This window comes from Arthrobacter sp. AQ5-05 (assembly GCF_003287975.1).
GTDB lineage: Bacteria > Actinomycetota > Actinomycetes > Actinomycetales > Micrococcaceae > Paeniglutamicibacter.
The window spans coordinates 26,705-42,880 of the sequence record NZ_QMKQ01000021.1; the positions used below are offsets into that span (position 1 = coordinate 26,705).

15 protein-coding genes are annotated in these 16,176 nt (G+C 59.5%); 7 read left to right on the forward strand and 8 right to left on the reverse strand.

Features of this window, described 5'->3' with window-relative positions:
• Window positions 1-97: 97 nt before the first annotated feature.
• Both DQ353_RS15890 and DQ353_RS15895 read right to left on the reverse strand, forming a co-directional pair.
• A complete protein-coding gene (locus DQ353_RS15890; RefSeq protein WP_113763950.1) occupies window positions 98-907 on the reverse strand; it encodes an SDR family NAD(P)-dependent oxidoreductase in 810 nt (269 codons plus the stop codon).
• A gap of 3 nt (window positions 908-910) precedes the next feature.
• The gene (locus DQ353_RS15895; protein ID WP_181578440.1) at window positions 911-2,227 is read right to left on the reverse strand and encodes an MFS transporter; all 1,317 of its coding nucleotides are present in this window, start codon (window positions 2,225-2,227) and stop codon (window positions 911-913) included.
• 379 nt (window positions 2,228-2,606) lie between these two features.
• Here DQ353_RS15895 and DQ353_RS15900 point away from each other — a divergent pair, with 379 nt between their 5' ends.
• The 6 genes from DQ353_RS15900 to DQ353_RS15925 all read left to right on the forward strand — a co-directional run bounded on the left by DQ353_RS15900 (window position 2,607) and on the right by DQ353_RS15925 (window position 7,684).
• Window positions 2,607-3,026 carry a nuclear transport factor 2 family protein gene (locus tag DQ353_RS15900; RefSeq protein WP_220094030.1) on the forward strand — a complete coding sequence of 140 codons (420 nt, stop codon included), beginning with the start codon at window positions 2,607-2,609 and terminating at the stop codon, window positions 3,024-3,026.
• Window positions 3,023-3,850: an SDR family NAD(P)-dependent oxidoreductase gene (locus DQ353_RS15905; protein WP_113763954.1), complete on the forward strand. Its 828-nt coding sequence runs from the start codon at window positions 3,023-3,025 to the stop codon at window positions 3,848-3,850. Before DQ353_RS15900 ends, DQ353_RS15905 begins: the two co-directional genes overlap by 4 nt.
• Window positions 3,851-3,891: 41 nt before the next feature.
• Window positions 3,892-5,307, forward strand: coding sequence for an FAD-dependent oxidoreductase (locus tag DQ353_RS15910; RefSeq protein WP_113763956.1), 1,416 nt, complete (start codon window positions 3,892-3,894; stop codon window positions 5,305-5,307).
• 75 nt (window positions 5,308-5,382) lie between these two features.
• Complete coding sequence (locus DQ353_RS15915; RefSeq protein WP_113763958.1) at window positions 5,383-6,171, forward strand: electron transfer flavoprotein subunit beta/FixA family protein; 789 nt, start codon at window positions 5,383-5,385, stop codon at window positions 6,169-6,171.
• Window positions 6,168-7,178: an electron transfer flavoprotein subunit alpha/FixB family protein gene (locus DQ353_RS15920; protein WP_113763960.1), complete on the forward strand. Its 1,011-nt coding sequence runs from the start codon at window positions 6,168-6,170 to the stop codon at window positions 7,176-7,178. The genes DQ353_RS15915 and DQ353_RS15920 overlap by 4 nt, the downstream gene beginning before the upstream one ends.
• The gene (locus DQ353_RS15925; RefSeq protein WP_113763962.1) at window positions 7,175-7,684 is read left to right on the forward strand and encodes a nuclear transport factor 2 family protein; all 510 of its coding nucleotides are present in this window, start codon (window positions 7,175-7,177) and stop codon (window positions 7,682-7,684) included. The genes DQ353_RS15920 and DQ353_RS15925 overlap by 4 nt, the downstream gene beginning before the upstream one ends.
• 76 nt (window positions 7,685-7,760) lie before the next feature.
• Here DQ353_RS15925 and DQ353_RS15930 read toward each other — a convergent pair whose 3' ends face one another.
• From DQ353_RS15930 to DQ353_RS15940, 3 genes are all read right to left on the reverse strand, one after another.
• The gene (locus DQ353_RS15930) at window positions 7,761-8,471 is read right to left on the reverse strand and encodes an IclR family transcriptional regulator (protein ID WP_220094031.1); all 711 of its coding nucleotides are present in this window, start codon (window positions 8,469-8,471) and stop codon (window positions 7,761-7,763) included.
• 538 nt (window positions 8,472-9,009) lie between these two features.
• On the reverse strand, window positions 9,010-10,359 hold the full coding sequence (locus DQ353_RS15935) for an MFS transporter (protein WP_113763964.1): 1,350 nt from the start codon (window positions 10,357-10,359) through the stop codon (window positions 9,010-9,012).
• 2 nt (window positions 10,360-10,361) lie between these two features.
• Window positions 10,362-11,456, reverse strand: coding sequence for an MBL fold metallo-hydrolase (locus DQ353_RS15940; protein ID WP_286166853.1), 1,095 nt, complete (start codon window positions 11,454-11,456; stop codon window positions 10,362-10,364).
• A gap of 47 nt (window positions 11,457-11,503) precedes the next feature.
• Here DQ353_RS15940 and DQ353_RS15945 point away from each other — a divergent pair, with 47 nt between their 5' ends.
• Entirely contained in the window at window positions 11,504-12,412 is a 909-nt protein-coding gene (locus DQ353_RS15945) for a LysR family transcriptional regulator (RefSeq protein ID WP_113763966.1), read from the forward strand.
• A 295-nt stretch (window positions 12,413-12,707) separates the two neighbouring features.
• Here the strand turns inward: DQ353_RS15945 and fahA are convergent, their stop codons facing one another.
• The 3 genes from fahA to DQ353_RS15960 are packed head-to-tail and all read right to left on the reverse strand — an operon-like array spanning window position 12,708 to window position 16,087.
• Window positions 12,708-13,958: a fumarylacetoacetase gene (fahA, locus tag DQ353_RS15950; protein ID WP_113763968.1), complete on the reverse strand. Its 1,251-nt coding sequence runs from the start codon at window positions 13,956-13,958 to the stop codon at window positions 12,708-12,710.
• 57 nt (window positions 13,959-14,015) lie between these two features.
• Window positions 14,016-14,864 (reverse strand): hypothetical protein, encoded by an 849-nt coding sequence (locus DQ353_RS15955; RefSeq protein ID WP_286166854.1) that lies wholly within the window; start codon window positions 14,862-14,864, stop codon window positions 14,016-14,018.
• Window positions 14,865-14,869: 5 nt separating this feature from the next.
• Window positions 14,870-16,087, reverse strand: coding sequence for a homogentisate 1,2-dioxygenase (locus tag DQ353_RS15960; protein ID WP_113763970.1), 1,218 nt, complete (start codon window positions 16,085-16,087; stop codon window positions 14,870-14,872).
• Window positions 16,088-16,176 lie beyond the last annotated feature (89 nt).

Here is a 16,176-nt window from a genome sequence, read left to right on the forward strand (position 1 = left end):
TGAGTTCGGCTAAGAATGCCGTCGAGTCGGCCGACCAGCGTAAGGCGAAATTTGGGGTGGGCACCAACGTTAATGCCCACCCCAAAAGAATTCGGAGCTACCTGACCGAAGTTCCTTCATGAAGATCCTGAAGGATGCGGTGGTACAGACCTCCGGAAGTGAGGCCGCCATCGACCACGATCTCTGTGCCGGTAACGTATCGTGACTTGTCCGACAGCAGGAACATGACGACGTCGGCGATCTCCTCTGCTTGGGCCAATCGGCCAGCGGGGACAGAGCCCAAGCTCTGTTCCACGAATGTTGCCGACCCGGAATTCAGCAGCGGCGTATCCACCAATCCGGGGTGCACCGAGTTCACGCGAATGTCCATGTCCGCGAATTCCAGCGCGCCCACCTTGGACAGGCCGCGCACCCCCCACTTGCTGGCTCCATAGCCCGCGGCGAAGTAGCCCAACATGCCCGCGATGGATGAGATATTCACGATGGAACCACCTCCTGCGGCTTGAATCAACGGTGCCATGGCTTTCATGCCGTAAAAGACACTGTTAAGGTTGATGTCCATGACACGCAGCCAGTCGGTCGGAGAAGTATCCATGATATTGCTGCGAAAGCTGATTCCGGCGTTGTTGACCAAGCCGTCAAGCTTGCCATCACGTCGTTGAATGGTCATCGCCAACTTTTCCCAAGCCGCGCAATCAGTGACATCGAGTTGATGGAATTGGGCCGATCCGCCTGCCTCCCGGATTTCGTCGGCTACGGCTGCGCCATCTTCCGAGACGTCAGCGATCCAGACTTTTCCGCCTCCTTGGGCTGCGGCAAGTGCTTCGGCCCGCCCCATCCCACTGGCAGCACCGGTGATCAGAATGCTCTTTCCTGCGAATTCGTCGTGTGCGACGCACCGTTCCATTCTCTAGTCGCCCTGCAACTCGATGCCCTTGGTCTCCTTGACGAAGAAGACCGTGACCAGCGTCAGGAGTGCGCAGAAAACAAAGTATCCGGCCGGGGCCATCGTGTTGCCTGTCACGCTGATCAACAGAGTCGCGATGAATGGCGCAGTGCCGCCAAGGAACATGTTCGTGATGTTGTTACCCAGTGCAAGTCCGCTGTAGCGGACGGAAGCCTTGAGCATTTCAACATAGGCAACGTATGACGCGCCGTTGACGATGGACACGCAAATGAACAGCGTTGACTGGGCAATGGTGGCCTGCCAAGCAACTCCGCTGGACATCAACATGAACATTGGCATCCCAAGAATTAGCGCGCAGGCGGAGCCGGTGCCAAGCACGATCTTACGACCGAACTTGTCCGCACAATAGCCTGCGATGGGGAGTGTGATCACGCCCAAGACCAAGGCCAGGGAAGTGGACAGGAATGCAACCCGGGCCGAAAGCCCGCCAACCGTCTGCAAATACGTGGCGGCGTATACCGAGGCAATGTAGTAACCGCCCGTGATGAGTGCACCCAACCCGATGATCTTGATGAGGTTGAGCTTGGAGGTGCGCAGGAGTTCCTTGATGGGCAGCTTCGCAATCTCACCCTTCTCTTCAAGTTCCGCGAACTGGGGAGTGTCTTCCATCTTGTTACGGATAATCACGCCGATGATGCCAATCGGGAGGCTCAGCAAGAAGGGAACGCGCCAGGCCCATTCCATGACCTGCTCGGAGGTAAACATCGTGTTGACGCCAAGAGCCACCAACGAGGCGATCAGCGAGCCTAGGTAAGTGCCCGTGTTGACCAAAGATGTCTGGGTTGCACGCCACTTTGCGGGAGCCGATTCGGCCACAAAGGCATTGGCCCCGGCCAGTTCGCCGCCTGCCGCAAAACCTTGCAAGCAGCGGCACAGCACCAGAAGGATTGTTGCCCACACACCGAGAGTGGCGTAGCTAGGTAGCAGACCCATTAGGACGGTGGCAGCGACCATCAGCAAGATAGTCCAAGACAAGGCCTTCTTGCGCCCGTACTTGTCGCCCATGTGCCCGAAGAAGATGCCGCCCGGGACGCGAAGGAAGAACGCGACGGCGAAGGCCGCAAAGGTGCCCAGCAGTGCGGCGGCGGGATCATGCGCCACAAAGAACTGGGCGCCAATCATTGTGGCCATGTAGCCATACATGCCGAAGTCGTAGTACTCGACCACGGTACCGATAACAGCGGCCTTGATTACCTGTGCCGGTTTCTGCTTCGGCTTCTCGGTACTTTCAGGGGGCAACGCTTGCATTGTTGAATCCATGTTTATTCCTCAGGGATCAGAGACCAAATAAGATAATGCGTCGGATGTGACGCATAGTCCGGTGATGGTGCCAATTGGATATCGCACCGGTGCAACAGGAAAAAATCCATATTTCGGTGCGAGCTTAAACCGTCCTGCGCTGAAATCAGGAGTGCGAATAACGCAACACGCTTGCGTCGACTCGTATTCTATGTGCCTAAAGTCACGGAACGCAAGAAGGCAAGCTGCGATCCGGCCAATGTTTCCTGCACTCACCACCGGAGCACCCTCCTGACTTTGTGATGACGCACACTCGGGTTAGGGTTAAATTCGCACACAGAGTGCGTTTATCGCAAGTTCATGAGTTGGATAGTGGACGAGGTGGCTATTGGAGGATCTTGTGGACAATTTTGAGCGGACGATGTTGGCCGTACTTCAGCTGTATGGGGCACAGTCCCGTGCCATTGACATTGGTGCCGCGCAGACCTGGGCCGAGACTTTCGTACCGGACGGTCGTTTCGAATCACCGAGCTACCCCGGCCCCGTGGTGGGGCGCGAGGAACTCGCGTCCTTCGCTGCGAGTTTTGCCCACAACACCCCGTTGGCCCGTCATGTCATCACAAATGCCCACATCACGAGCATGGACTCCACTGATCGAGCTACCTCCACTGCATATTTGATGGTCGTTCAGACACACCGGAACGGCGATGTCCAGATCCTCCGGCTGACCACCATTGAGGATGAGCTGATGAAAACCGATGGCGGTTGGCGAGTTTTGTGCCGACGAGTCATCTTGGAAAACAAAGGAAAGCAAAAATGACAGTATTGACCGAGAACCCGACCCGAAGCATCACCACTCCGATGGTTGCGATCCACCCGGAACTTGCCGGCAAGGTTGCAGTCATCACCGGTGCTGCCCGTGGCATGGGCGCGATTTTTGCACGCGGGTTGGCCCGTCAAGGCGTTCACGTTGTTGCCGCTGATATCAATGAAGCCGATGTGGTGCAGACTGCGGCCGACCTCAACGCGATGCACAACTCCAGCGAAACGGCAGGCAGAGTCATCGGCACAGCCGTTGACGTGACTGTTCCCGAAGCCCACGACGCCTTGTTGCAGACAGCTCTCGACAAGTTCGGTCGTGTCGATTTCTGGATCAACAACGCGGGCATTTTCCCCCAGGCCGAGATCCTGGACATCACCCCCCAGCAGATCAACTCCACTTACCAGGTCAATCTCAACGGTGTGCTCTTCGGTGCACAGACCGCCGCGCGCCACATGAAGGAAAATGGTGGCGGCTCCATCATCAACATGGCGTCGGTCGCCGCCGTCCGTGTTCGAGTGACCCGCGGTGCCTACAACTCGAGCAAGGCCGCCGTCAAGCACCTGACCAATTGCCTCGCTGTCGAGCTTGGACCGCACAATATCCGCGTCAACGCGGTTGCCCCCGGCTTCATCGACACGGAAATGACGCGATGGGTCCACGAGCAGCCCGGAGCCCTGGACAATGCCTTGGGCACCATTCCCCTGCGCCGGATCGGCGCACCGGAGGAAGTCTTTGGCACACTCCTGTTCCTGCTTTCCGACAGCGCCCGATATGTTACCGGTACCACCATTGCTGTCGACGGCGGCTCACAGCACATCTAACGACCCCTCTGCAATGGGTCAAGGATAGACAGGAAATCACAATGGACTACGACCTCATCGTTATAGGCGCCGGTGGCGCCGGGCTTGCGGCAGCAGTAACTGCTGCACAGGCGGGCTTGTCAGTTATAGTTTTCGAATCCGAAACCGAAATCGGCGGTTCCACACAGCTGTCTGCTGGGATGCTGACGGCAGCCGGAACCAGTGTCCAGCGGGAACTAGGTGTCGAGGACACCGCTGAGCGCTTCTACCAGCACTACATGGACCTCAACCAGTGGCGGGTTCTGCCAGGGCCGACAATGGCGTACTGCGAGGAAGCAGCAGCCGTTGTGGAATGGCTGAAGGAACTTGGGCTGGAGCTGCCCGCACAGGAGTCCTCAAGCGCCCATGAACCGGGGCTGACCCGTGCAGGCGTCGAGGATGTATGGCGCGGCCACGTCCCTAAGGACCAAGGTTATGGGTTGGTCCAGGTTCTTGACCGTGCCCGCCGAAGCCTCGACGCTGAGCTGGTCCTGAACACGCGTGTCAGCGAGCTCTTGATCGTCGATGGCGAGGTTCGCGGGGTCATTGCCGATGGCGTTGAAGTCACTGCCCCAAATGTGTTGGTCGCCAGCGGCGGGTTCGGCCAAAATCCTGATCTGGTGGCCGAGCTCTACCCGGAGGCCCTGGGAGCCGGAACCTACGGTTTCTCTGTTGCAGCACCGGGCAGCAGAGGCGACCACATCGAATTCGCAAGACAACACGGGCTCTCCTTGTTTGGACATGGTTGGGGCCTGCTTCTGGTTACCGCGTCCTTCCAGCGCTACCACCACTGGCAGAGCGGTTTCCCTCCTGCTTCCCGCATGTACGTCAACGCCGAGGGGCGTCGGTTCATGGACGAGGACGCACCGTATGCAATCAGTCCGGGAATCCTCAAGGACAACGACGGATTTGCATGGGCGATCTTTGACGAGGAGGCCCGCTTGAGGCTTCCTTCGGGTTATGCAGACTGGAATTCCGAGAATATCCTCGACCAGGTCGCTCTGGGATTGGTCCACCGTGACGATTCCCTCCCTGGCCTCGCTGTACAAATCGGCGTGAACGCGAGGTCGCTGGAGACCAGCACCGCTCGCTTCAACCAGCTGATGACCGAGGGCGTGGATTCCGATTTCCTTCGGCATCAGACGCTGCAGGCAAAAGGCACGGACCCGCGCCTTGCCCCCATTGAAAATGGCCCCTTCTATGCAGTGAAGATGGTGCCGGGAGAACTCGTCTGCACTCACACGGGACTGCAAATTGATGCCAACGCCCGTGTCCAGAACCAGTTCGGCGAACCGGTCATTGGACTCTACGCCGCTGGCGAAGCTGCCGGAGGTGTCCTTGGCGAACGTTACGTCGGCGGCGGAAATTCCGTTGCCCATGCACTGACATTTGGTCGGCTCGCCGGCTTGCATGCCGCAGCCCGTGTGGCTGCAAGTTAGTCAAGCGCCCAAGGCAGGACAAGAACCTTTATCCGCACCATCCGCGTTAACAACGGGAATCAGCTGGAGAAAACCATGAAAATTGCAGTACTGATAAAACAAGTTCCGGACACGGCTTCACCGCGGTCGGTCGACCCGGACACGTTGCGAATCACACGAGACCCCGCAGAAGCCGTCATCGACGAGATCAGTGAAAGGGCCCTCGAAAAGGCGCTGCAGCTGCGTACCGAGCACGGCGGTGAAGTAGTCGTAGTCTCAATGGGGCCGGACAAGGCGGTTGCCTCCCTACGCCATGGGCTTGCCCTGGGCGCAGACCGTGGCGTGCACCTGAACGATGATTCCTTTGCCGGGGCAGACTTGGTTTGGACCGCTACGCTTCTTGCTGCGGGATTGAGCACCATCGATTCCGTCGATTTGATCCTCGCCGGCAATGCCTCCACCGACGGTCGTGGAGGTGCCGTTCCGGCAATGTTGGCAGAACTTCTCCAGATGGCCCAGGCTACCTCACTACAGGCCTTCGACGTTGTCGATGGCGTTCTGACAGGCGAACGCATCTTGGAAGACGGCGTCCAAAAGATCCAAGCCACGCTTCCTGTTGTGGTTTCCGTGACGGAGAACATCGCGGAACCACGGTTCCCGGGCTTCAAGGGCATCATGACTGCCAAACGCAAGAAGATCCTCACCCTGGATGCCACGTCATTGGCGACGGTCGGCGAGGTCGATCCCAGCGGCCGCCTTGTCGGCGCCAATGTTGTTCGATCAGTCATCGAAAATCCCGCCCGGTCCTCCGGTGAGAAATTTGTTGATGACGGCCTTTCCGGACAACGGATCTCGGACTACCTCAAAGCAGAAGGACTCGTATGAGCTACAAGGACGTGCTGGTCCATGCAGACCACGCCGAAGGAACATTGCACCCGGATTTCTCCGGATTGCTTGCAGCGGCCAGGAAAATTGGACGGCCCGTAGCAGTCGTAGCAGCCTCCGCGGAGCACTTGGACAACCTCGTTGAGCAGGTGAAGAGGCACCCGGTGGAGTCCTTGTGCGCCGTCGAAACCCCGGCAGGGGAACAACTGATCACCTCCGAGCTCGCAGCTCTGACTGCAGCATTGGACCGGCTGGTGGACGGGGACGCCGAAAAGGTGGGGGCCGTCTTGCTATCGAGCGGCATCAAGTGTCGCGAGTTGGCAGGACGACTGGCAGTTCGTCGCAATATGGGCCTGATCATTGATGCCGTTGGGCTTGATCTCGTCGATGGCGCTGTCATTGTCCAGCAATCCGTCCTCGGCGGCCAATACTCCGTCGCCTCCGGAGTCAACCATGGTGCCCCGGTGATTTGCCTGCGGCCGGATTCTGTTTCGGCGGATGTGAATTCCCCGGAGACCGTCGTAGGCTGCATGGTCACAAGGATGGGTATCGCGGTACCTTCTGATGCCGATGCCGTGGTGCTCTCCACGAGCGAACATCGGGTCTTGGATGGCCGTCCCGAACTGAACTCGGCACCGATCGTCATCGGCGGCGGACGAGGACTCAACTCTGCGGAGAACTTTGGTCTGGTTCAGGATCTTGCCGATTTGATGGGCGCGGCAGTGGGCGCATCCCGTGCTGCCGTCGATGCAGGATTCTGTGACAGAAGCCTTCAGGTGGGTGAAACCGGTCAGATCATCGAGCCAGAACTGTATATCGCGGTCGGGATCTCCGGAGCAATCCAGCACCGTGTGGGAATGCAGAACGCCAAGAAGATCATCGCCATCAACACGGACGCAAATGCACCAATATTTGATATTGCCGATCTGGGCATCGTCGGTGACGCATTCACGGTCGTTCCACAGCTAATGGAGGCCCTCCGTGACCGGGCAGGTGCAACCTCATGAGCCTGGCAGAGAAGCAGGCCATCGCTGAGGTCCTCTACAGGTACGCACGCGCAGTTGATCGCAAGGACTTCGACGCAGTCGCCGCCTGCTACTTCGAAGACGCAAATGACAACCACGGCGGCTACAACGGCGGTGTGGCTGGGCTGTTAGAGGACATGGAAGTTCGGCACCGGACGATCGACTCGTCACAGCATTTCATCACCAATGTGCTCATTGACCTGGGTACAGACATTGCCGATGCCGAGTCCTATTGTTTGTGCTATTTGCGGCAGCAGAGGAAACCTGGTGAGGAATCGCAGCTTCTTCTGACGATTCGATGCCGTTACGTGGACCGCTTCGAGAAAAGAAATGGACAATGGCGGATTGCCGATCGAATCGTCGTGTTCGATGAATCCCGACAAGAATTGATCACGGATACCTTGGACCCCGCCTGGGTCACATCCACGCGCAGTTTCGATGACCCGGTCTATTCAAGATTCATCCAGTCAGCGCGGTTACGCCTGTGATGGCATCCCCGGGTGTTGCGGTGGCGTTCGATTCCCCACAGCACCCGGGGATGTTTCATGCTTGGAGTACAGAAGGCTATTGAGTTCTTCCTCCAAGGAGCCCGCCGAGCTCCGCCGCCGAGCGCAGCACCTCGGGAGCCAGAACGTCCAGCAATGAGGACTGGAAAATAGTCACACCGACACTGAACTCACCCATCCCGCTCCCGGCTGGTACATGGGCTGAAAGTCCCCACGCCGAGGGGATGACCTCGGCACTGGAAGTTGCGTAACCTCGAACTCGAGCTTCCGCGACCTCCATGCGCTCCCCAGCGACGGGCGGGCGTGCCGAAAGGATCGCTAGCCCTCCCGATCCTTGATGGATTGGATGTATCTGGCCCGCGCGGAATGCTATATGTGCCACTGCGTTTGTGGGCTCCACCACCAGCAGCGCCTGAACCTGGTCTTGCCCCGTTGCCACAATTAAGTGCGCCGTGGCACCAACTTTGTCGGCCAGGGCTTGGAGAACCGGCCGAGATACTGTGCGCAGGTCTTGATCCACTGATTCTGCAAGTCTAATCAGCCCAGCTGCTGGTGAAATCAGTTTCGTGTCCGATCGACGGACCAGATTGTGGCGCTCAAGTGTGCCTATCAATCGGTGCGCAATGGTGCGGTGGACACCGAGATGCTTGGCAACCTGGGTCAGGGTAACTCCAGCCGGATGATCTGAAATGTATTCCAAAGCCACAAGCCCGCGATCAAGCGTCTTCGAGATTGCAGATTCCTGTGAAGCTACTTCTGCCAGACTCACTGCAGGCCCCCTTTGCGTTAGATTTATACTATTCTAACTTGGCGTGCGATTATCGCAACGTGCGGGCATTCGACACGCTGACTGTTGCATCGGAAATTCAGTGACTGGGCTGAGCAAGAGGATCTGGATAAAGACTCACTCAAACTTCATCAAACTTGGTGTCATTCGAGGGGTTCGGCGAGACCAGTTGACCAGAAGCTTCGGACTCGCAGACTCTGCACTTTCTTTGTTGGTTGCAGCAACAGCACCCGAGTTGTTGGGCTTACGTTCATTGGCTCTGGTCTTACGGTTTATTTCCAAAGCTGTGGGCCAGACAGTCCGCCGAATTAGTACCGGTCAACAACTAATCATCTTTTCAAGCCCACGTCTTCAACCTTCGGTGTTGTTGTGGTCGTAATCGTAATTGGTGCCGAGCCCAATCATGATCGAAGACCTGCGGCTTCCCCGTTGACTAATAACTTCCAGATACGCCGTCGGCGGGCAGACGCTGAGCTTTGCCCCTGCGCCCTCCCGCCCACGAACCTCGTCCCGGACCTCGCTAGTGCAGTTCCTTCTTGGAAGTGTCCTTGTTGAGGAGCAACACCGCCAGCACCATCAGCAGCACCGCACCCCAGAACACGCCCACGGTTTGGTACGAACCGGAGTTGATGACCAAGGTCTGGGCAATGAGCGGAGATAATCCAACGCCGAGCGCCGCCGCTCCCTGGAATGCAAGCGATGCGCCCGTGAACCGGACGTCGGTCGGGAATTGCTCCGCGATGTAGGCCCCCACCGGCCCAAAAAGCATGCCTTGGACGATACCGCTGCCAACGACAATCGCCATGCCGAAGCCAATCAACGATCCACTCTCAAGCATGGAGATGATCGGGTAGGCCAGCACCATTCCCAGAATCGCCGCGGTGGCCATGACGGCCCGCCGCCCGTACCTGTCACTGAGGCGAGCCGAGGCAAAGGTCATGGTCAGATTGACCAGCGCAGCGGCCGCTTTCCAATTGAGGACGCCTGTCCGGTCGGCGCCGGACTCCGTGGCCACGGCCACGCCCCAGACGGTCATCAGGCCTTGGGTGACGGCGAATCCCAACGAGACAATCAGTGCAACGGCAACGGCCCTCGGGTGGTTGGTGAAGACTTCAACCAAGGGAATCTTCCGCTTGGAACCGGCTTTTTCAAGTCCTTTGAACAGCGGGGATTCCGACACCTTAAGGCGAATGACGAGTCCGACCACCACGAGTACGGCACTGAAGAGGAAAGGAATGCGCCAACCCCAGGTCAGGAAGTTGTCCCCGGTGAATGCGGAGGCGGCCGAGAGGGCAAGCGTGGCCAGGATGGCGCCGGCCGGACCGCCGGCGGTGGCGAAGGACGTAGCGAATCCCCGCTTCTCCTTCGGCGCGTGTTCCAGAGCCATGAGCGCAGCACCGCCCCATTCACCGCCAACGGCGATGCCTTGAATGAGCCGGATGAAGGTCAGAATGATTGGAGCGGCGATTCCAATGGTCGCCGTGGTGGGCAGGATGCCAATCGCCATGGTGGCGAATCCCACCGTGAGCATGGATATGACAAGCATCTTTTTGCGGCCAACACGATCGCCCCAGTGGCCAAAGAGCGCCCCTCCGAGTGGGCGTGCAAGATATCCCACCGCGAAGGTTGCAAAGGATGCGAACGTCGCCATGGCCGGCGGCATGTTGATGAAGAAGACCTTGTTAAAGACAATGGCCGAGGCGGTGGCATAGAGCAGGAAGTCATAGTACTCAACTGCGCTGCCGATAAAGCTTGAAGCGAGAATCCGCTTCATCTCCGGCGTTTTCAATGATGCTTGCAACTGAGGTTGTTGTCCTTGGAGGTTTGAAGGCACGGTGGAACCCGTTTCAGAAGTGGTGGGCGTGGACATGGTTACTCCTGGTTTCCGAAGGGAATGATATCTAGGTCATCGGGGAGGAAGAACTCGCCGCTGAAGTTCATGCGCGCGTCCTGCCAAACCAGCGGTGAAGCAGTTCCCGGGACCAAGTGATGAAGTGCCAGTCTCTGGGCGCCGGCCTTGGTGGCAATGCGAGCAGCGTCGGCGGCGCTCGTGTGGCTCTTGTAGTGGTGGTCTCTGGCGGCAATTGACGTGGCATCGTCCTTCCGCGCATACAGCCCGTCGATATAGTCGAAATCGATGGCCTCGTGTAGCAGCAACCCCGTGCCTGCGGCGAGAACGGCCGTATTCTGGTTTGGAGCGGTATCCCCCGAAATCGTGACCGATCCTTCAGCCGAGTCAAAGCGAAAGGCGAAGGCGGGAGCCACGGGAGGGTGCTCAACCAGGATTGCCGAAACCGTGACCCTCGAATCCTGATGGATGACAAAAGGTTCCATCGCCGGTGTGGGATTGTCGTTAGGGTGGTATCCGATGCCGTCCGGGATCTTTATGTCACTGGCAACGAATAGGTCGTGCGGCGAGGGACGCAAGGAATCAATGATTCGGTCATTGAGATCGGTTGCAAATGCCTTCATCAAGGTGGCAAAAGTCTCCTTGGTTCCCGGCGTCGGTGATTCCGGGGCGATGTAGGCCGGCATCACTGTGGCCCGCGGCGAGAGCGGCGGGAGCATCCCTCTATCGCCGGGGCCGATGATCGGTACGGGGTCTTTGAGCCGTGACCCCATCTCGTAGAGTCCGAAGAGGGCCAGGCTTGCCAAATCAATCGTGTGGTCCGAGTGCAGGTGCGTAATGAATATCCCGCGCAGGTCCTTGAATTCCAGTCCCGCCTCATGGATGCGACGCCCGACACCATGTCCGCAATCGACGAGGTAAAACCCGTCCTCGACCACAATCGCAGTCCCGATCCCGCATCTCTCTGACCTGACGCCACGTGACCACCAGCGTGGCCCACCGGCTGTTCCCAGTGTCACGACATGTGCCCTCAAAGCACCGTTCTGGCCGCTGGTATCGCCCATTTCTTTGTCTCCTAGTCTCAAGCTTTCACTACCCTCAATGGTGATCCGCATCATGAATTCTGTATAGTCGATATATGCGAAGGTCTACATAAGGGGAATTGATGGCAGAAGCGACGCTGCGTCAAATGCAGTACTTTTTGGCGGTTTTGGACCACGGCTCTGTCACTGCAGCCGCCAAGCAATCCCATGTCTCGCAATCCGCACTGTCCATGGCCATTGCGCAGCTCGAGTCCATCTTCGGCGCGCAGCTCTTTGTGCGGAACAAGGCCCAAAAGGTCGTCCCCACGCCGGCGGCACTGCGTCTGGAACCGCACGCACGGAACGCTTTGGAGTCAGTCGACCTTGCCCATCATGCAATCCGGGACGAACGACACCGTATCGGCGGACTGGTCAGAATCGGATGCTTGACGACCCTCTCGCCATCGATCATGCCCGCCTTGATAAAGGTCTTCTTTGATAAATATCCTGAAATCAGCGTGCGAATACTTGAGGGCAGCGCTGTTGAACTTCAAGAGAAGCTACGTGGCGGTCAGCTTGACGTGGTCTTCCTTTACCACCGCCTTTTCGAACAGGACCTGGTTTGCCAGGACCTGCAAAAAGCAACGATGCATGCCATGCTTCCTGCCGGGCATCCCCGCGCCACGGATGATTCGGTGTTCGTGCGCGATATCCAGGACCTTCCGCTGATATTGCTCGATATCCCTCCGACCGCCGACTCCATCCTCGGGATCCTTACCGGATTGGGCGTGGAAAAAGCCCCTCGCCTGCGCTCGTCAAATGTGGAAACGATCCGGGAGTACATCGGATTGGGACTCGGTTTTTGCCTGACAAATACCGTGCCCGTGAACCGGATGAGCTTTGGGGGGCATTACGTCGCCTACGTGCCCTTGGCCGACAACATCCCTGCCAATGCGATTACGGCGGTCACGCGTCCCGGGCATCCAACCAGCCGGCGCGTGGGGATTGCGATCAACGTCGTTGCGGAGAATCTCCACGACCGCGGCACATAGTGCGCTTACTTTCAGCAACGTTGGCATGTCCGCGTGGGATGAACGTCAAAGGACTCCGTCCCTGGCCCCTCCCTTGGCCGGGTGGGTCCAGCGCACCTCGGGCCTCCCGAACGTCCGCTTTCGCTCCCGCAAGCAGTTGAAGATCACCTGTGGGAACGCCCTCAAGGCCCATGGGAACCGGCTTTCCGGATCCCATGGGCCTTGAAGAAGGTATGTAATTACTCCCCGGGGGGGGCGCGGCCCGTGCAAGGGCGCTAAGCACGCCGTGATGGCGGCGCTGCCGGCATTGGAATGCCTACGGTCCAGCGGGCACGCTATCGGCGGCCGGCGTCGCCGGAAGAATGGTGGCGGTGCATTCCCCGAAGTCGATAATCGTTCCGTCGGGTCCCGGAGCGGTCCCCCTAAGCGTGACGGTCTGCCCGTCGCCCAAGAACGTCATTTGCTTTCCATCGGCCAGCAGCACGGGCTCCTTGCCGCCCCAGGATAGCTCCATGAAGGACCCTCGCTGGTTCTTCTCCGGCCCGGAAACGGTGCCCGAGCCAAAGAAGTCCCCGGGCCGCAGCCCGGCGCCGTTTACCGTCATGTGGGCAACCATCTGGGGCGCCGTCCAGTACAGGGTGCGCACCGGCGGGTGGGAAATGCTCTGGCCATCGACGATCACCTCCATGGTGATGTCCAGGCCCCACGGTCCACCCGCGCTGTCATCGAGGTAGCCGGCGACGGCCACGTCCCGCACCGGGGGGTCGACCCGGGCCGCGCCAAGCGCCTCGAAGGGAACCACCCAGAGCGAAATCGACGAGGCAAAGGACTTGCCCAGGTAGGGGCCCAGCGGGACGTATTCATAGTTCTGGATGTCGCGGGCCGACCAATCGTTGAACAGGACGGCACCGAAGATGTGTTCGGCAGCAGCCTGGGCCACGCCGACTTCCCCGGCGGGGGCGCTTCCCCCGAGGACAAAACCGATCTCGGCCTCGATGTCCAACCGTCGGGACGGGCCGAAACTGGGGTTTCCGCCGGGCTCGGGGCGCAGCCCCTTGGGCCGGGGGAAATTCCGGCCGGAGGGTATGACGGTTCCGGCGCGGCCATGGTATCCCACCGGAAGGTGCTTCCAGTTGGGAAGGAGTGGGGCTTGGTCCGGCCGAAACATCTTGCCGATGTTGCTGGCGTGGTGCTCCGAGGCGTAGTAGTCGACGTAGTCCGCGACGGTAAAGGGCATGTGCATCTCCACCTGCTCCACCGGGAACGACGCGGCCTCGACCTCATCACCCAACCCCTCGCGCGTGACGACGTCCACGAGCCATCGGCGAAGCGAAGCCCATGATTGGTGCCCGGCGGTCAACAACGCGTCGAGGTTCGGCGTGTCAATTGCGAGGCGGGTTTCACCGTCCAATCCCTCGACCGCGGTGGACAGCGCCTGCAGGTCGATGGCGCGTCCTCCCAGGCGGACTCCGAGGCGTGGTCCGGCACCCTTCGGGGAGAAGGATCCATAGGGCAGGTTCTCGGGGCCGAACCCCGGACTCGCAAAACGTTCGGCTGCGGTATTCATGTGGTGGTGCTCCTTGGATCGGGTGAAGACTGTTGGGGTTGGTCCCGCTGTGCGGGTTTAGGCCATGCCGTGGGGAAAGAGGTCCATGGCTTCCAGGCTCTCGGCGGGTTCGACCACGCTGCACGTTCCGAATGAGGCGAATGACTGGCGCCAGTCCCCACCGGAACTCCGTGCCAAGCGTTCAAGTTTCGCCGTATCGAATTCGGACAGCAGCGCCGTGACCTGCTCGACGCCCGCGCCTTGCCGGGCTGCCTCGGTGGCCATCGCGATGTTCAGGAAGCCGTGGTGCGTAAACCCGGTGTCAAGATCCGTGTAGCGCACGGCTTCATGCAGTCCGGCGGTCAGCTTGAACTTGAGGCCGGCTTCAACCGCCTTGAGGAGTACGCTGGCCAGCTGCTCGGGAGTCGGGAAGAGCTCGGCACGGATCCCGCCGGTGCGGTATTTCAGGTGCAGGGCGCTTCCCGCCATCAGGTCAAGGGCTCCCGCTGCCATTTGGGCGGCATCCAGCTCAACGTACACTGGCAAGCGCGATAGTTCCTTGGCCTGCAGGATCTGCGCCCTCCAGCGCTCCGGGTCTTCCGGGGTGGTCTTGAGTTCCAATGCCACCACCTCCAGTTCCGGACCCAGCCTCCCGGCAAGCTCCAAGGCTTCGCTCAGCCCATCGGCAGGCACAACGGCCGAGACCTCCACCGGACGGCCGTCGAGCTCCAATCGGGATGCGATGGCCCTGGCCTCGGGAAGGTCCCTGAGCGCAAGCACTGCGGGACCGACGGCGCCGCTGTGCCGGTTGGCCCGGCGTGCCACGTGGTCGGTGATTGCCTTCTCCAGCGGGGCCAGGCCGGGCGGAAAGGTGGCTGCGTCGTCGAAGAAGCCGACGAACTGCCCGGGTACGGTTTGCATGTCCATTCCCGTCATTTGGAGGCCTCGCTGATCCAGCGACCGCCGGTCCAAGAGGACGCATATTTCCCGTCATCGGTGGCCACGGCGGCTTCCCCGAGGTCAAGGGGGCGGAAGGTGTCGACCATGACGGCGGTCTCGTCAAAGTACTCGACGCCCAGGGATGCCTCGATGGCCCCGGGCTGGGGGCCGTGCGGATGGCCGCCGGGATGAATGGAGATGGACCCCCTGCCGATTCCCGAGCCCTTGCGCGCCTCGTAGTCGCCATCGACGTAGAACATGATCTCGTCGGAATCGACATTGGAATGGTAGTAGGGAACCGGCACCGCCAGCTCGTGGTAATCGACCTTGCGCGGCACGAAGTTGCAGATCACGAAGTTGTGTCCCTCGAAGACCTGGTGGACCGGTGGCGGCTGGTGGACCTTGCCGGTGATCGGCATGTAGTCCTTGATGTTGAAGGTGTAGGGGTACAGGCATCCGTCCCAGCCCACCACGTCAAAGGGATGGTGCGGCAGGATGTGGACGGTGCCTTGCAGTCCCGAGGCCCCACGGCCGCGGTGCTTGATGTACACCTCCACGTCGGTTTCGTCGTAGAGCAACGGTTCGGTGGGCCCGTGCAGGTCGCGCTCGCAATATGGTGCGTGTTCCAGAAGCTGACCGTATTTGGAGAGGTAGTTCTTTGGCGGGGCGATGTGTGAATTGGCTTCGATGAAGTACAGGCGCGCGCGCTCCCCGTCCCGCATGACCCACCGGTGGATCGTCGCCCTGGGGATCATGACATAGTCGCCTTCGGTGGCTTCAAGCGAACCGAACTGGGTCTCGACCAGGGCAGAACCCTTCTCGACGTACACGCATTCGTCGCCGATGGCGTTCTTGTACAGCGGCGAAGTCTTCCCGACATGGCCGTAGGAAATGCGAACGTCGGAGTTGCCCAGGACCAGCCGACGTCCGGTCACCGCGTCGACCTGCGACACCTGATCCTCGGTAAAGAGATCATGAAGCTTCAGGTGGCGCGGCAGCAACGGGTTGTTCGAAGTCAGCTCCTGGTCCGGAAGTGCCCATGACCGGGCACCCACCATGGCGGACGGAATGTGGCGGTGGTAGAGCAACGATGAATCCATGGAGAAACCCTCTTCCCCCATTAGCTCTTCATAGAGGACGTTGCCGTTCTCGTCCTTGAACAGTGTGTGGCGTTGCTTGGGCACCGGGCCCACCTGGCGATAGTAAGCCATGACCGTCTCCTTGGTTGTAAATGTTGTGGCCCTACTCAAGTAGTAAAGACTTGAACTACTTTGGGTCATGTCTAAAATAGTAGAGACTT

What these genes read in the sequence shown, in the direction of transcription:
- DQ353_RS15890 (WP_113763950.1), bottom strand. Translation starts at nt 907, where the DNA reads ATGGAACGGTGCGTCGCACACGACGAATTCGCAGGAAAGAGCATTCTG.
- DQ353_RS15895 (WP_181578440.1), bottom strand. Translation starts at nt 2,227, where the DNA reads ATGGATTCAACAATGCAAGCGTTGCCCCCTGAAAGTACCGAGAAGCCG.
- DQ353_RS15905 (WP_113763954.1), top strand. Translation starts at nt 3,023, where the DNA reads ATGACAGTATTGACCGAGAACCCGACCCGAAGCATCACCACTCCGATG.
- DQ353_RS15910 (WP_113763956.1), top strand. Translation starts at nt 3,892, where the DNA reads ATGGACTACGACCTCATCGTTATAGGCGCCGGTGGCGCCGGGCTTGCG.
- DQ353_RS15915 (WP_113763958.1), top strand. Translation starts at nt 5,383, where the DNA reads ATGAAAATTGCAGTACTGATAAAACAAGTTCCGGACACGGCTTCACCG.
- DQ353_RS15920 (WP_113763960.1), top strand. Translation starts at nt 6,168, where the DNA reads ATGAGCTACAAGGACGTGCTGGTCCATGCAGACCACGCCGAAGGAACA.
- DQ353_RS15925 (WP_113763962.1), top strand. Translation starts at nt 7,175, where the DNA reads ATGAGCCTGGCAGAGAAGCAGGCCATCGCTGAGGTCCTCTACAGGTAC.
- DQ353_RS15935 (WP_113763964.1), bottom strand. Translation starts at nt 10,359, where the DNA reads ATGTCCACGCCCACCACTTCTGAAACGGGTTCCACCGTGCCTTCAAAC.
- DQ353_RS15940 (WP_286166853.1), bottom strand. Translation starts at nt 11,456, where the DNA reads ATGATGCGGATCACCATTGAGGGTAGTGAAAGCTTGAGACTAGGAGAC.
- DQ353_RS15945 (WP_113763966.1), top strand. Translation starts at nt 11,504, where the DNA reads ATGGCAGAAGCGACGCTGCGTCAAATGCAGTACTTTTTGGCGGTTTTG.
- fahA (WP_113763968.1), bottom strand. Translation starts at nt 13,958, where the DNA reads ATGAATACCGCAGCCGAACGTTTTGCGAGTCCGGGGTTCGGCCCCGAG.
- DQ353_RS15955 (WP_286166854.1), bottom strand. Translation starts at nt 14,864, where the DNA reads ATGGACATGCAAACCGTACCCGGGCAGTTCGTCGGCTTCTTCGACGAC.
- DQ353_RS15960 (WP_113763970.1), bottom strand. Translation starts at nt 16,087, where the DNA reads ATGGCTTACTATCGCCAGGTGGGCCCGGTGCCCAAGCAACGCCACACA.